General features: G+C 64.8%; 14 protein-coding genes. 5 read left to right on the top strand and 9 right to left on the bottom strand.

Annotated features, from left to right (window positions below; all coding sequences use genetic code 11):
• Positions 1–22: 22 nt before the first annotated feature.
• Entirely contained in the window at positions 23–1,498 is a 1,476-nt protein-coding gene (locus tag FJ977_RS16470; protein WP_140773088.1) for an MFS transporter, read from the bottom strand.
• A 128-nt stretch (positions 1,499–1,626) separates the two neighbouring features.
• Between FJ977_RS16470 and FJ977_RS16475 the strand changes: the two genes are divergently transcribed.
• Positions 1,627–2,517 (top strand): LysR family transcriptional regulator, encoded by an 891-nt coding sequence (locus FJ977_RS16475; protein ID WP_140773090.1) that lies wholly within the window; start codon positions 1,627–1,629, stop codon positions 2,515–2,517.
• A gap of 16 nt (positions 2,518–2,533) precedes the next feature.
• Here FJ977_RS16475 and FJ977_RS16480 read toward each other — a convergent pair whose 3' ends face one another.
• Entirely contained in the window at positions 2,534–3,952 is a 1,419-nt protein-coding gene (locus tag FJ977_RS16480; protein WP_140773092.1) for a PLP-dependent aminotransferase family protein, read from the bottom strand.
• A gap of 105 nt (positions 3,953–4,057) precedes the next feature.
• Here FJ977_RS16480 and FJ977_RS16485 point away from each other — a divergent pair, with 105 nt between their 5' ends.
• Entirely contained in the window at positions 4,058–4,921 is an 864-nt protein-coding gene (locus tag FJ977_RS16485) for a DMT family transporter (protein WP_140773094.1), read from the top strand.
• Between the two features lie 21 nt (positions 4,922–4,942).
• Here FJ977_RS16485 and FJ977_RS16490 read toward each other — a convergent pair whose 3' ends face one another.
• Positions 4,943–5,983 carry a zinc-dependent alcohol dehydrogenase family protein gene (locus tag FJ977_RS16490; RefSeq protein ID WP_140773095.1) on the bottom strand — a complete coding sequence of 347 codons (1,041 nt, stop codon included), beginning with the start codon at positions 5,981–5,983 and terminating at the stop codon, positions 4,943–4,945.
• A 110-nt stretch (positions 5,984–6,093) separates the two neighbouring features.
• Positions 6,094–6,555 (bottom strand): helix-turn-helix domain-containing protein, encoded by a 462-nt coding sequence (locus FJ977_RS16495; protein ID WP_140773097.1) that lies wholly within the window; start codon positions 6,553–6,555, stop codon positions 6,094–6,096.
• 100 nt (positions 6,556–6,655) lie between these two features.
• Here FJ977_RS16495 and FJ977_RS16500 point away from each other — a divergent pair, with 100 nt between their 5' ends.
• Positions 6,656–7,900, top strand: a complete 1,245-nt coding sequence (locus FJ977_RS16500; protein ID WP_140773099.1) for an MFS transporter — start codon at positions 6,656–6,658, stop codon at positions 7,898–7,900.
• Positions 7,901–7,905: 5 nt separating this feature from the next.
• Here FJ977_RS16500 and maiA read toward each other — a convergent pair whose 3' ends face one another.
• Together maiA and FJ977_RS16510 are read right to left on the bottom strand one after the other, a co-directional pair.
• Positions 7,906–8,556: a maleylacetoacetate isomerase gene (maiA, locus tag FJ977_RS16505; protein WP_140773101.1), complete on the bottom strand. Its 651-nt coding sequence runs from the start codon at positions 8,554–8,556 to the stop codon at positions 7,906–7,908.
• 11 nt (positions 8,557–8,567) lie between these two features.
• Positions 8,568–9,266 carry a fumarylacetoacetate hydrolase family protein gene (locus tag FJ977_RS16510; protein WP_140773102.1) on the bottom strand — a complete coding sequence of 233 codons (699 nt, stop codon included), beginning with the start codon at positions 9,264–9,266 and terminating at the stop codon, positions 8,568–8,570.
• A 233-nt stretch (positions 9,267–9,499) separates the two neighbouring features.
• Between FJ977_RS16510 and FJ977_RS16515 the strand changes: the two genes are divergently transcribed.
• A complete protein-coding gene (locus FJ977_RS16515; RefSeq protein ID WP_140773104.1) occupies positions 9,500–10,183 on the top strand; it encodes a response regulator transcription factor in 684 nt (227 codons plus the stop codon).
• Positions 10,184–10,260: 77 nt separating this feature from the next.
• On the opposite strand, the gene FJ977_RS16520 is transcribed toward FJ977_RS16515, so the two are convergent.
• From FJ977_RS16520 to FJ977_RS35815, 3 genes are read right to left on the bottom strand one after another with little or no spacing between them, the layout of a single operon-like run.
• Entirely contained in the window at positions 10,261–11,601 is a 1,341-nt protein-coding gene (locus FJ977_RS16520; protein WP_140773105.1) for a hybrid sensor histidine kinase/response regulator, read from the bottom strand.
• 14 nt (positions 11,602–11,615) lie between these two features.
• On the bottom strand, positions 11,616–12,752 hold the full coding sequence (locus FJ977_RS16525; protein WP_181179893.1) for an FIST signal transduction protein: 1,137 nt from the start codon (positions 12,750–12,752) through the stop codon (positions 11,616–11,618).
• Positions 12,740–13,045, bottom strand: coding sequence for a hypothetical protein (locus FJ977_RS35815; RefSeq protein ID WP_181179895.1), 306 nt, complete (start codon positions 13,043–13,045; stop codon positions 12,740–12,742). Before FJ977_RS35815 ends, FJ977_RS16525 begins: the two co-directional genes overlap by 13 nt.
• Before the next feature lie 22 nt (positions 13,046–13,067).
• On the opposite strand from FJ977_RS35815, the gene FJ977_RS16530 reads away from it, so the two are divergent.
• Positions 13,068–13,568: a (2Fe-2S)-binding protein gene (locus FJ977_RS16530; protein WP_140773106.1), complete on the top strand. Its 501-nt coding sequence runs from the start codon at positions 13,068–13,070 to the stop codon at positions 13,566–13,568.
• Position 13,569: the final 1 nt, after the last annotated feature.

The following is a 13,569-nucleotide window of genomic DNA, read 5'->3' on the forward strand; positions in this document are numbered from 1 at the left end:
CATCAGCCCAAGCCCCGTACTGTCAGGAATCCCGCGTTGATTGCCCCGGCTGTTCAAGCTTGATCGCATTGCGTGCCGAAAACAGGGCAAGCAGCAGCGCCACCAAGGCCATGGCTGTTGCCGTCTCAAAGGTGATTTGCATGCCGCGGGCCGCAGAAGCGGAGGTCAGGACGTCCGGTCCTGTTGCTTTCGGAGCACCAGCCGACGCAACCGCGAAGATGGCGCCCATCAAGGATGCGCCGGTGATGAGGCCGAGATTGCGCGACAGGTTGAGCAGGCCCGACATGACACCGCGTTCGCCGGCGCCGACACCGCTCATGACGGCTGCATTGTTGGAGGTCTGGAACAGGGCATAGCCGAAGCAGGTGACGGTGATCGGAACGACATAGCTGGCAATGCCGAGTTTCGTCATGGCGAGCGAGAGCAGGAACGTGCCCGCGGCAAGGCTGATGAGCCCGGCGACCATCATCCTGTTGGCTCCGAAGCGATCGGAAAGCCGCCCAGCCAGCAGCGCCGACAGGGTCGAGACCAGCGGCCCGGTTGAAAGCACCAAACCGACCATCGCGGCATCGAGCCCCAACCCTCGCGACAGATAGAACGGGGCAACCACCAGGGTTGCCATCATCACCGTGGCGACGATGAGGCTCATGGCCAGGCTGGCGCTGAGCCGCGGATCCCGGAAACTGGCAAGCTGGATCAACGGGGTTTTCACTCTTGATTGTGTGACGGCGAAGAGAGCAACGCCGATGCCGGTCGCAAAAAGCAGGCCAATGTTGAGCGCGCCGAAATTGCCTCGCCCAAGTGTCATGGCCAGCGCATAGGCAGCCAGGCTCAGGGCCAGCAGGACAGTGCCTGTCGCGTCGAACCTGCCTTGGGCGGCCCGCGCGTTCTTGTCCCTGGCAGGCAAGGCACGCCAGGCGAGGGCGAAGGTCAGCAGACCCAGCGGCACATTGACGAGAAAGATCGCGCGCCAGCCGAGGCCGGCGATCAGCAGGCCGCCGAGCGAGGGACCGAGCGTGGTGCCGATGGCCGACATGGCGCCGAGCAGACCCATGGCGCTGCCGGTCCGCTCCTTGCTCACGGTCTCGGCGACAAAGGCCAGCGTCAGCGCCATCATCAGCGCCGCGCCAAGCCCCTGCACGGCGCGCGCGGCGATCAGCAGCCAAAGCGTCGGGGCCAAGCCGCAGAGCACCGAAGCCGATGTGAACAGCGCGATGCCGCCAAGCAGCAGCGGCCGGCGTCCGAACATGTCGGCCAGCCGCCCGGCGCTGACGATCAGCGTGGTGATGGCGAGGAGGTAGGCCAGAACCACCCATTGCACGGCCTGGAACGACGCGCCGAACGTCTGCATCAGAGATGGCAGCCCGACGCTGGCGATGCTGGTCCCGAGCGACGACAGCAGCGTGGCGAGCGACAGGCTTGCCAGAGCCCAGCCGACCGATTCTTTCTCCTGCGGGGCTGATATCAAGCCATCTCGACTTTGTGCGGCGACTGCCATGGCGATCTCCTTCCATTCGCTCCGGAACCGGAACCATCAGAGATCTAGTCTTGTGGTTGATATGGCGGAAGGCGCAGCATTTGCATCATATCAATGCATGAGACGCCACATCATGTTATGATCCGCCGATGACGTCTCCTGATCTCAATCTGCTCTTCGCTCTCGACGTGCTGCTGGCGGAAGGCAGCGTGGCCCGCGCCGCGCGCCGTCTGCGGCTCAGCCCCTCGGCGATGAGCCGGACGCTGGCGCGGTTGCGCGAGGCAACGGGCGATCCCTTGCTGGTGCGGGCCGGGCGCGGCCTGGTGGCGACGCCGCGCGCGGAGGAATTGCGGCGGCAGGTCGGCCCCGTCGTCCAGGACGCGGAGATGCTGCTGCGCCCTGCCGAACTGCTTGATCTCTCAAGCCTGGACAAGGTCTTCACGCTGCGCACCAATGAAGGCTTCGTCGAGGAGTTCGGGCCTCGCCTTGTCGCCCGCATCGAGGCCGACGCGCGAGGGGTGCGGCTGCGTTTCGCGCCGAAATCAGACAAGGATGTGATGTCGCTGCGCGACGCGGCGATCGACCTGGAAATCGGCGTTGCCGGCGAAACCGGACCCGAAGTGCGCATCCAGGCCTTGTTTCGCGACCGCTTCATTGGTGCTGTTAGAGCAGGCCATCCCTTGAGCGAAGGCACGGTGACGGCCGAGCGCTATGCGGCGGGCCGGCACATCAGTGTTTCGCGGCGTGGCCGCGAGAAGGGGCCGATCGACGAGGCCCTGAGCGCGCTTGGCCTGCGGCGGACGGTCGTGTGCATGGTTTCGGGTTTTTCGGCAGCACTCGCCATGGTGCGCGCCTCGGACCTGATCGCCAGCGTGCCCGAGCGGCACACGGCCGGCGCGCGCGCCGGCATGCACAGTTTTCCACTGCCTGTCACCACCGTGGAAGTCACCATTTCGATGCTCTGGCATCCGCGCCTCGATGCCGATCCGGCGCAACGCTGGTTGCGCGACTGCGTGCGGGAGGTCTGTGCGGGGCGTTGATTAAAAGCTGCTGAGATCAACGCTTCATCGCGGTTTCCAGCACCTTGAAAATCCGCTCGTCTTCGCACTGGGCGACGTTGAAGCGCAGGAAACGGCTGGCTGTCTGCGACAGGCTGAACGCATTGCCGGGCGCCAGCACTACGTTGTCTGCCAAGGCATGCCGTGCGACGTCGGCCGCATCCACGCCATCGGGCAGGCCGCACCACAGGAACAGACCGGCCGGTTGGTCGATCCAGGGCGTGATGCCGATCGCCTTCAGCCGAGTGCCGGTCTCGGCCATCGCTCGCGCGAGCTTGGCGCGCAGCAGATCCATATGCTTGCGGTAGCTGCCGTCCTTGAGCAGCGTCAGCACCAGTTCGGCCGCCAGCCGCCCGCCGCCGAAGGTGGTGGCGATCTTGAGGTCGGTCAGGCCCTCGATCCAGTCGCGGGGCGCGGCGATGAAACCGCAGCGGACCGAGGCCGACAGCGTCTTGGAGAAGCTGCCGATCTGGACGACGCGGTTCAGCCCATCGAAGGCCGTCAGCCTGGGGGCAGGGGCATGTTCGAAATCGGCGAAGATATCGTCCTCGACGATAGTCAGGTCCGACTGGTCGGCGAGTTTCAGCAAGCGGTGCGCGGTGACCGGTGACAGGATCGCGCCGGTCGGGTTGTGGATGGCGGAATTGGTGATGTAGAGGCGCGGCCGGTGCTCGGCGAGCGCCTGGGCGAACAGCTCGATATCAGGCCCCGACGGCGTGTAGGGAACGCTGATGACCTTGGCGCGGTGGGCACGCAGCAAAGCGTGGAAGTTGAAATAGCAGGGGTCGTCGACCAGCACCGTGTCGCCGGGTTCGATCAGGAACCGGCACAGGAGGTCAATGGCCTGCGTGCCCGATTCCGTCAGCACGATCTGTTCGGGCGAGGCTTCGATGCCGTGCCCGGCCATGCGCCGTGCCAGCAATTGCCGCAGCGGCGGCAGGCCGAGCGGCGTGCCGTAGTCGGCAAGCGCGGCATCATCGGCACGCGCCGCCGTGCGTAGCGCTCGGCGCAGTCCGGCCTGAGGCATCCACGAGGCCGGCAGCCAGCCGCAGCCGGGTTTCAGCACCTCGTCGCCAGCGTCCAGCGACTGGCGCGAGACCCAAAGCGGATCGACGGCACGGTCGAGCCGGGGACCGATCTCGGCCAGCGACAGCGGCGCCAGCGTGCCGGCGGCATAGAAGCCTGAACCCGGCCGGGAGCGGATCGTGCCTTCGGCGGCGAGCCGCTCATAGGCTTCGACCACGGTGGATTTGGACACCTGCATGGATTGCGCGAAGGCGCGGATCGACGGCAGCCGGGCTCCCGGTGTCAGGCTGCGCGCGGCGATCCGCTGGCGGATGGCCGCCATGACGCTTTCGACCAGAGTGGGGGCCGCCAGGGCGCGCGCGCCGTCGGTTTCCAAAGCGAAGTCCGTCATCCGTACTGCTCGTCATGCCATTACAGTTTCGCTGAATTGTACTCCATTGTCTCTGGCTGCGCCATGACATCTGCCCGATAGAGGGCGAAAGACATGGAGCCTGGAATGGACAAGACCGCGAGCGGCTGGCTGAACGGATTTATCGGCGTGCTGATCTTCTCAGGCTCGCTGCCGGCGACGCGCGTGGCCGTGATGGATTTCGATCCGACCTTCGTGACATCGGCCCGCGCCGCGATTGCCGGGCTGCTTGGCCTGGCAATGCTGGTCTTGTTCCGGCAGAAACGACCGGAGCGGGGCGATCTGCTGTCGCTGGTGATCGTCGCCCTTGGGGTGGTGGTCGGCTTTCCCTTGCTGACCGCGCTGGCGCTGAAGCACGTCACCTCCGCCCACTCGATCATCTTCGTTGGCCTGCTGCCGCTGGCAACCGCGATCTTCGGCGTGCTGCGCGGCGGTGAGCGTCCACGGCCGGCGTTCTGGCTGTTTTCCTGCGTCGGCAGCGCGCTTGTCGCGGGCTTTGCCCTATCGCAGGGCGTGACCGCGTCACCGCTCGGCGACGGCTTGATGCTGGGCGCCATCGTCGTGTGTGGACTGGGCTACGCCGAGGGCGCCGCGCTGTCGCGCAGGCTCGGCGGCTGGCAAGTGATCTGCTGGGCGCTGACGCTGTCGCTGCCGATCATGCTGGTGCTGACTTTCGCGACCCTGCCACCATCCTTTGCCGCCGTCGGCTCCCAAGCCTGGATCGGTCTTGCCTATGTCTCGCTGTTTAGCATGCTGATCGGCTTCGTCTTCTGGTATCGCGGCCTGGCGCAAGGCGGCATTGCCGCGGTCGGGCAGCTGCAGCTGTTGCAGCCCTTCTTCGGCCTGGCGCTCGCGGCGAGCTTGCTGCACGAACAGGTCAGCCCGCTGATGGTGGTTGTCACGCTCGGCGTGGTGGCCTGCGTGTTTGGCGCGAAGAAGTTTGCGCGGTAGTTCGGGAAACGACGTCTGCCTCTAGAACTTCGTCACCACGCCGATACCGATGCCTTCGAAACCGCCCATCGCCATCAAGGCCGCGGGCGCCTCGTCGAGGCTGATCTTCTTGCCGACCAGCAGTTCGGGCTTCAGCTTGCCGGTACGAATCATCTCCATCATCGCCTGGTAGCGGTAAGCCTGCATGCCGTGACTGCCGAGGATTTCGAGCTCGAAAGCGATGATCTTGCTCATGGGCACCGCAGCCTTGGCATGGTCGCCCAGCATCAGGCCGACCTGCACATGGCGGCCGCGCCGGCGCAGGTTCGAGATGGAGTTGAACGAGGTGGTCGGATGGCCGAGCGCGTCCATCGACATATGAACGCCGCCATTGGTGATCTGCTTGACGGCCTTTACCACATTGGGGGTGGTCGATGCGTTGATGGTCGCCACCGCGCCGATCTTGCGGGCAAACTCCAGTTTCTCGTCGGTGAGATCGATGGCAATGACATTGGCGCCCATGGCGCTGGCGATCATGATCGCCGAAAGCCCAACGCCTCCGCAGCCATGCACGGCAACCCATTCTCCGGGCTTGACGCGTCCCTGGTCGACGATCGCCCGGAACGACGTGACGAAGCGGCAGCCCAGGCTGGCGGCGGTGGCGAATTCCATCTCTTCCGGCAGGCGTACGAGATTGGTGTCGGCGAAGTCGATGGCGACATATTCGGCGAACGAGCCCCAGGCGGTGAAACCGGGCTGGAACTGATGCTCGCAGACCTGGTGGTTGCCGGACGTGCATTCGAAGCAGTGGCCGCAGCCGCCTACAAAAGGCACCGTGACCCGGTCGCCTGCCTTCCAGTGCGTCACGCGCTTGCCAGCCGCCACAACGACGCCCGCCAATTCATGGCCCGGCACATGCGGCAGCCGGATATCATCGTCATGGCCCATCCAGCCATGCCAGTCGCTGCGGCAGAGCCCGGTTGCCTCGACCTTGATGACCACGCCATCGGCGGCCGGCTTCGGATCGGGGACGGTCTGGATCGTAGGCGCTTCGCCGAATTTCTCGAAGACGACGGCTTTCATCGGTCACTCCACCCTGCGTACTGTCTGTGGAAACGATAGCCGATTCCCTGTCCGGTCAAGCGGAAATCGATTCCGCCAGCCCTGCCAGTCCGCCGAACTAGCCAGGGCGCTCAGCTGTTTTCCTGGTCGCGGAAATCGGCGAGCCTCGTGTCGCCGGGGACCAGCAGCCTCCCGTCCTCGGCATGCACTTCCAGGCGCCTGATCGGCCGGCCGCTCTGCGTGTCGACCATGAAAGTGTAGGGCTCGCCCGGTCCGGAGAAATAGGCCTCGCCCCATTGCCGCAAGGCGACCAGGACATAGAACAGGCCGCGCCCTTTTTGCGTCAGCACATATTCATGGTGCGCGCTGCCGTCGGGCGCGGGAACCGTTTCCAGTATGCCGTGCGCGACCAGATTGCGCAGCCGCGCCGACAGGATGTTCTTGGCGACGCCGAGGCTCTTCTGGAATTCGCCGAAGCGGCGCAAGCCGTCGAAGGCATCGCGCACGATGAGCAGCGACCACCAATCGCCGATCGCGTCCAGCGGCCGCGCGATCAGGCAATCCGCTTGGTGGTGGCTCGTTCGTTTCACCATGGCAATCGTTGGTCCAGATCATTCATTTTGGTTGCAACATAAAACTGTTCCACCTATCCAGCAAGTGGTTTCAAGTTGAAACCTATTTGCGGAGAGCGACATGGATTTGCAGGTGGTGAACAGCGCGGCAACAAGCTTGGATCGGCCCGACGGGGCGCCGCGGACCACGCCAGCATCACCGCCGGGACTGTCAGGAATGACTGCGCTGGTCTTCGCCATTGCCTGCGGCTTGAGCGTTGCCAATGTCTATTTCGCCCATCCGCTGCTCGACGCCATGGCGCATGATTTTGCCATCGCGCCGGCCTCGGTCGGCATCGTGGTGACGGTCACCCAGGTCGGCTACGCGCTCGGCCTGTTCTTCATCGTGCCGCTTGGCGACCTGTTCGACCGCCGCAAGCTGATCGCCGGCCAGGCGGTGCTTTCCGCCGTGGCGCTGATCGCGGTTGGGGTCGCGCCGAACGCCGCGATGCTGCTGGCAAGCCTGGCGGTTGTCGGCCTGCTTGCCGTGGTGGTGCAGGTGCTGGTGGCTTACGCTGCCGACCTCGCGCTACCATCCGAGCGGGGGCGGGCGGTCGGCACCGTCACCAGCGGCGTCATAACAGGCATCCTGCTTGCCCGCTTCGTCGCCGGCGTCGTCGCCGACTTCGCCGGCTGGCGCTGGGTCTATCTGGTCTCGGCGGTGCTGACGCTTGTCATGGCGGTGATTCTCTTCCTGATCCTGCCGCGTCACGAGGCGGAGCGGCCGCGCACATCCTATCCGCGCCTGCTGGGTTCGGTCGTGCTGCTGTTCGTGCAGGAGCCGCTGCTACGCGTGCGCGCGGTGCTCGCCATGCTGATCTTCGGCACTTTCAATGTGCTGTGGGCGCCGCTGGTGCTGCCGCTGAGCGCCGCGCCATTTTCACTCTCGCACACCGCGATCGGGCTGTTCGGGCTTGCCGGTGTCGCCGGCGCATTGGGCGCGCGCTGGACAGGCAGCCTCGTCGATCGCGGGCGCGGGCAACTGGTCACCGGCCTCAGCCTGCTTCTGATGACGGCTGCCTGGCTGCCGATCGCCTTCATGGGCCTGTCGCTGTGGCTGCTTGTCGCCGGCATCGTCATGCTGGACCTGGCGATCCAGGCCGTGCATGTCACCAACCAGAGCCTGATCTTCGCGCGCCGGCCGGATGCGCGCAGCCGGCTGGTCGGCGGCTACATGATCTTCTATTCGCTTGGCAGCGCGCTCGGCTCGATCGCTTCGACCATGACCTACGGCGCCTTTGGCTGGAGCGGCGTCTGCCTGCTGGGCGCCGGCATCGGCCTGTTCGCTTTGGCGTTCTGGGCACTCACGCTGCGCGTGGGTCGGTAGAGGCCCTATTCGGCATCGATCTGGTTCTGCGGCGCGGCTTTCTGGAAGGCCGGCAGTGCCATGCACGCGGCGTGGATGCGCGCGATCGTCGGGTAAGGCGCCATGTCGACGCCGAAGCGGGCATTGTTGGTGACCTGCGCTGCCAGGCAGATATCGGCAAGCCCCGGCGCCTCGCCGTGGCAGAACGTTCCAGTGTCGGGCGAGGAAGCCAGAATCTTTTCAAGCGGCTGAAAGCCTTCGTTCACCCAGTGGCGGAACCAGTTGGTGATGTCCTGGTCGCTGGCGCCGAACAAAGTGCGCAGCGAGGTCAACACGCGCAGATTGTTCACCGGGTGGATGTCGCAAGCGATCATCTGCGCCAGCATGCGCACGCGCGCTCGGCCAAGCGCGTCCTTCGGCAGCAGTGGCGGTTCCGGCCGGATCTCGTCGAGATATTCGATGATCGCCAGCGACTGCGTCAAAAGCGTGCCGTCGTCGAGCACCAATGCCGGCACCAGCCCCTGCGGGTTGACCGCGAGATAGGCCGGCTCAAGATGCTCGCCATGGCGCAGATGATGCGGGATGTAGTCGTAGCTCAGCCCCTTCATCTCCAGCGCGATCCGCACCCGGTAGGAGGTGGAGGAGCGATAGTAATTGTGCAGGACGATGTCGCTCATGGCTTTGTCGTTCAAGATTGCGGCTGGCCGACCGTCACTTCGATCGTGCCGATGCCGTCGACGCCGCCGGTCATCGTCTCGCCCGGCTTGACCGCGCCGACACCGGCGGGCGTGCCGGTGAAGATCAGGTCGCCCGGTTGCAGTTCGACTGCCTCGCTGCAGATCGAGACGATGTCGGCGATTGGCCAGATCAATTCGGTGAGGTCGGCATCCTGTTTCACAGCACCGTTGACGGCGAGCCAGATGCGGCCTTTCGTCGGGTGCCCGGATTTCTGCGCGGGAACCAGCGGGCCGCAAGGGGCTGAACGGTCGAAGGCCTTCGACCAGTCCCAGGGCCGCGCCGCCTTCTTGGCCTCATCCTGGAGATCGCGGCGGGTGAGGTCTATGCCGACAGCATAACCCCAGACATGATCCAGCGTCCGCTCACGCGCGATGCGGAAGCCCGCCTTGCCGATCGCGGCCACCAGTTCGATTTCGTGGTGCAGATTGGCCGTCAGCGGCGGGTAGGGGATCACTGTGCCGGAATCGACCACGGCGTCGGCGGGCTTGGTGAAGAAGAAGGGCGGATCGCGTTCATCGTTGCCGAACTCGCGCGCGTGCGCCGCATAGTTTCGGCCAACGCAGAAAACGCGCCGCACGGCAAAGCGCTCGGCCGACCCGCTGATGGCGACGGAAGGTGTTGGCGGCACGGGAAGGACAAAGGCGGTCATGCTGGTCTCTGCGTTTGGATATCGGGTTGCTGGCGGCACCTTCGACCGATTTCGGGGGACGGGCAAGGCGTCGCTTTTCATAAAGCATGGGCTTTGCCTGGGCTGTATGAGGAATTCAGGGTTTCCATTGCTTTTACAGCGATGCAATCCTGGCAATTGGCGATAGACTATTTGCCAATAATCCGGCCATGGTCGCGGGACTATGGTGTGGCGGGTAAACCGGAACGAGCCACATGACAGCACCCAACGATCGCGCCCGGTTCCTGATCATCGACGACCATCCGCTGTTTCGCGAGGCGCTGCACAGCGCCGTCCAGATGGCCTATCCGGAAGTCGATACGGTGGAAGCGCGCTCGATCACCGAGGCGGTGGAATTGCTGGCGGGCGCCAAGCCTTTCGACCTTGCGCTTCTCGATCTCTCCATGCCCGACGTGCACGGTTTCGAAGGCCTGCTGCAGCTCAGGACCCGCTATCCGCGCCTGCCGGTGGTGATCGTGTCGGGATATGAGGAGCCGAGGATCATTTCCGAGGCCCTGTCCTATGGTGCCGCCGGCTTCATCCCGAAATCGGCCCGCAAGAGCGATCTGGCCGCCGCCATCCGCTCGGTGATGGACGGCGCAATCTATGTGCCGGAAACCTATGAAGGCCAGCCGGCGGATGCCGACAGCATCGACCGCGCCGACATGGTCCAGCGCCTGTCCAAGCTGACACCGCAGCAGCTGCGCGTGCTGCAAATGCTGCGCCAGGGCCTGCTCAACAAGCAGATCGCCTATGAGCTGCAGGTCGGCGAGACCACGGTCAAGGCGCATGTCTCGGAGATCCTGCGCAAGCTGAACGTGTATAGCCGCACGCAAGCGGTGATCGAGGTTTCGAAGCTAGACAATGCGGAGCTTTTCAGGGATCAGGCGGGGTTCTGAGCTTTTACCTCCCTTGGCGCCGCACCTCCACCCCGGCGCTGCGCGCCGACCCTCCCCATCAAGGGGAGGGTAAGCCTCTAAGCCAGCAAATGCGCCAGAAGCGCGCGCAGCTGGGCAGGTTTCAGCGGTTTGCGCATTAGCTCGATGCCCCCGGCGCGCGCGGCCTTGGCGACGGCTTCGGAACTGTCGGCGGTGACGATGAGCGCCGGCACGGCGCGGCCGAGATAGTCGCGGACTTCCGATATGGTGGCGGTGCCGAGATCGCCGCCGTCGAGATGCTGGTCGGCGATGATGATGTCCGGCACCCAGTCGGTGTCGCCGAGCAGGTCCAGCGCATCGTCGGTCGAGGTCGCGGCGCGCACCAGGCACTGCCAACGCTCGAGCAGGAAGGTCATGGCCTCCAGCACCTCGATGTCGTTCTCGACCAGCAGCACCTTGGTGCCGAACAGGCCGTAGCCGCGCGACCGCTCAAGGCCGGTGGCGCTGGCGATGGCGTCGGCGGGCGCCCCGATGCCGACGGGGACATCGATGTGGAAGATCGTGCCGCGCCCGACCTTCGACGAGAAAGTCACGGGGTGGCCGAGCGCGCCGGCCATGCGGCGCACGATGGCAAGTCCGAGTCCAAGGCCGCCGCCGTCGAGTTCGGCACTGGTAGGCGAGGTGCCGCGATGGAACTCCTCGAAAACCGCCTCGCGCTGGTCCTCGGGAATGCCGCAGCCGGTATCGGCGACATCGATGCGGATGGTGTCGCCGCGATGCCTGGTGCCGACAAGGACGCCACCCGAGCGGGTGTAGCCCAGCGCGTTGGAGAGAATGTTCTGCAGGATGCGGCGCAGCAGCGTCCGGTCGGAGCGGACCACGGCATTGACCGGCCGGAATTTCAGCGACAGCCCCTTCATTTCCGCGACCGGCTGGAAATCCGAGCGCAGCGACGAGAACAGCGCCTCGAGGCTGACGTCGCCAATGTCGGGCTGCACCACGCCAGCGTCGAGCTTGGAGATGTCCAGCAGCGTGCGCAGCAGGTCCTCCATTGTTTCCAGCGAGCGCTCGACCTGCCGCACCAGCTTCCTGCCCTCGTCACTGGTCTGCACCTCGGCGAGCGCCGAGACGGAGAGATGGGCCGCGTTCAGCGGCTGCAGCACGTCATGGCTGGCGGCGGCGAGGAACCTTGTCTTGGACAGGTTCGCCAGTTCGGCATTTTCCTTGGCGGCGCTGAGATCGATGTTGGATTGCTCAAGCCGCCGCAAGGTCGAGTGCAGCTCCTCCGTGCGCGTGCGCACGCGGTTTTCGAGCGAGATCGCGGTCTGGAACAGCGAGAAGGCGTTGCCTTGCTGGTCCATCGACCGCTCGACGCGGCTGACCAGGGCGGCGTTGATCTTCTTCAGCTTTTCGAGATCGTTTATGTCCCTGAGCGGCATCTTATTTCGCCGCCCTATTCTGCTGCTTGGCGTTCGCCGAAAGCGATGCCGGTGAAAGTCTGGTTGAGGTGCATCGACCGGTACTGCTCGCCATAGGTGCCGAAGCCGACGACGTTGTTGACCCGGTAGAGCTCCGAAATGTCACGAAAGACCTGCCGGTTGCGTGCATCGAGCCGGCGCAGCACGCAGTCGAAGCCGAGGATCATGTCGATGCCGCCAAGCCGCTCCTCGACCTCGCGCAGGGCGGCGCGTGTCGATTCCACCATATCCTTGGGCTGGGCGATCGACAGCACGACGCCGTCGTCGATGGCGCAGAAGAACGACAGCGAACCGTCCGGGTGCATCTTCTGGATGGAACGGCAATAATATTCGCCGCCCACCTTCACCACCACCGGATGCGAGGCGAAGCTCAGCGGCGTCAAGGTCTGCGGGATGATCCCGACGGAAGCGGCATATTCCTCCGCCGCATTGGTGGCGTTGAATTCGCGCACGATGCGGTGATCGGCATCGGACGCCGTCACCACCAGCTTTTCGTCGGTCGGAACGAAATTGTCGGTCTTGAAGACGTGGAACGGAATTTCCGTGGCGATCAGCACGATGATGGCGCTGTCCGAGGTGACCCTGCCGTTCGAGATCAGGCGTGTGGTCTCGAACTTCAGATCGTCGCCTGCCGAGCCGCCGAGCAGCGGTATGTCGTCAAGTCCCCAGTGGATGGCGGAGCTTACCGCTTCCTCGGCATAGGACAGCCCATCGATGAAGCAGAGCGCGAAGGTGTTCCTGGTCTGCTCACCGCCGAGCCGGCGGCGCAGCGTGCGCCGCAAGGCCTCGACCTCGCCGGTGATCCTGTCCATGCCCGATGTGGACAGGTTGTCGACCATGGTGCTGACCGCGGTGAATGAGGCGGAGGGCAGCAGCATTGCCAGCATATGGCCTTCTTCGAGCCCTTGCGGCGTAATCTCGCCGGCGGTGGAGCAGCCTGCATGATGGAGCCCCGGCGCGTGGACCGAGAGTGCCCGCGACAGGGCACCTGCCTCGACGAGGCTCTGGGAAAAGAACAGCAGCGCAAAGCCGGCGTTGATTGCGGCAGCCTCGGCGGCCACCGCGCGCGCGAAAACATCCGGGTTGGGCTCGTCCGTGGTCAGCGCCGACAAGCCGCATGCGTAGCGCGTCCGTGAACTGGCCAGCGGCGTTCTCCCGCATTTCCTCCGACGCTGTTTTTGTACGCGGCTGTTTTTACAAGCTTCTGGCGCGCGAGCGTCGGGGGATATTGTTGCTTCCAATAGGCGTTTTGGCAATGGGGCGAGGTGAGTGCACCTTTGGCCTTGGCCATGACCCGAAAGTACAATGATGCGCCTTTTCCGTCGCGCTGTTTTTTGTGCGTTGTGCGGTGTACGAATAACGCATGGCCGAAGCGCCAGCGGCGCGTCGGCAGCGTGATGACCAAGGTTGATACCCAGGGAGGGACCATGTCGGACGTTTCTTTGATGGTGAACGGGAGGCGCGTCAGCGGCGTTGCCGAGGATCGAACGCTTCTGGTCCATTTCCTGCGCGAGAATCTCGGCCTTACAGGCACTCATGTCGGGTGCGATACCTCGCAATGCGGGGCCTGCGTCGTCCATGTCGACGGCAAGGCGGTCAAGTCCTGCACCATGCTTGCTGTCCAGGCGTCCGGCTCGAGCGTTGTGACGATCGAGGGTCTCGCCAACGGCGCCGACCTGCATCCGGTGCAGGCAGCCTTCAAGGAACATCACGGGCTGCAGTGCGGTTTCTGCACGCCAGGCATGATCATGACGGCGACCGACATGATCAACCGCCACCCCGAAGGCCTCGACGAGGCGACGGTGCGGGCCGAGCTGGAAGGCAACATCTGCCGGTGTACCGGCTACCACAACATCGTCAAGGCGATCCTCGCCGCATCGAAGACGATGTCGAAGGGAGCCAAGGGCAAGGCGAAGCAGGCTGCGTGAA

Source organism: Mesorhizobium sp. B2-1-3A, assembly GCF_006442655.1.
In the GTDB taxonomy this organism is placed as follows: domain Bacteria; phylum Pseudomonadota; class Alphaproteobacteria; order Rhizobiales; family Rhizobiaceae; genus Mesorhizobium.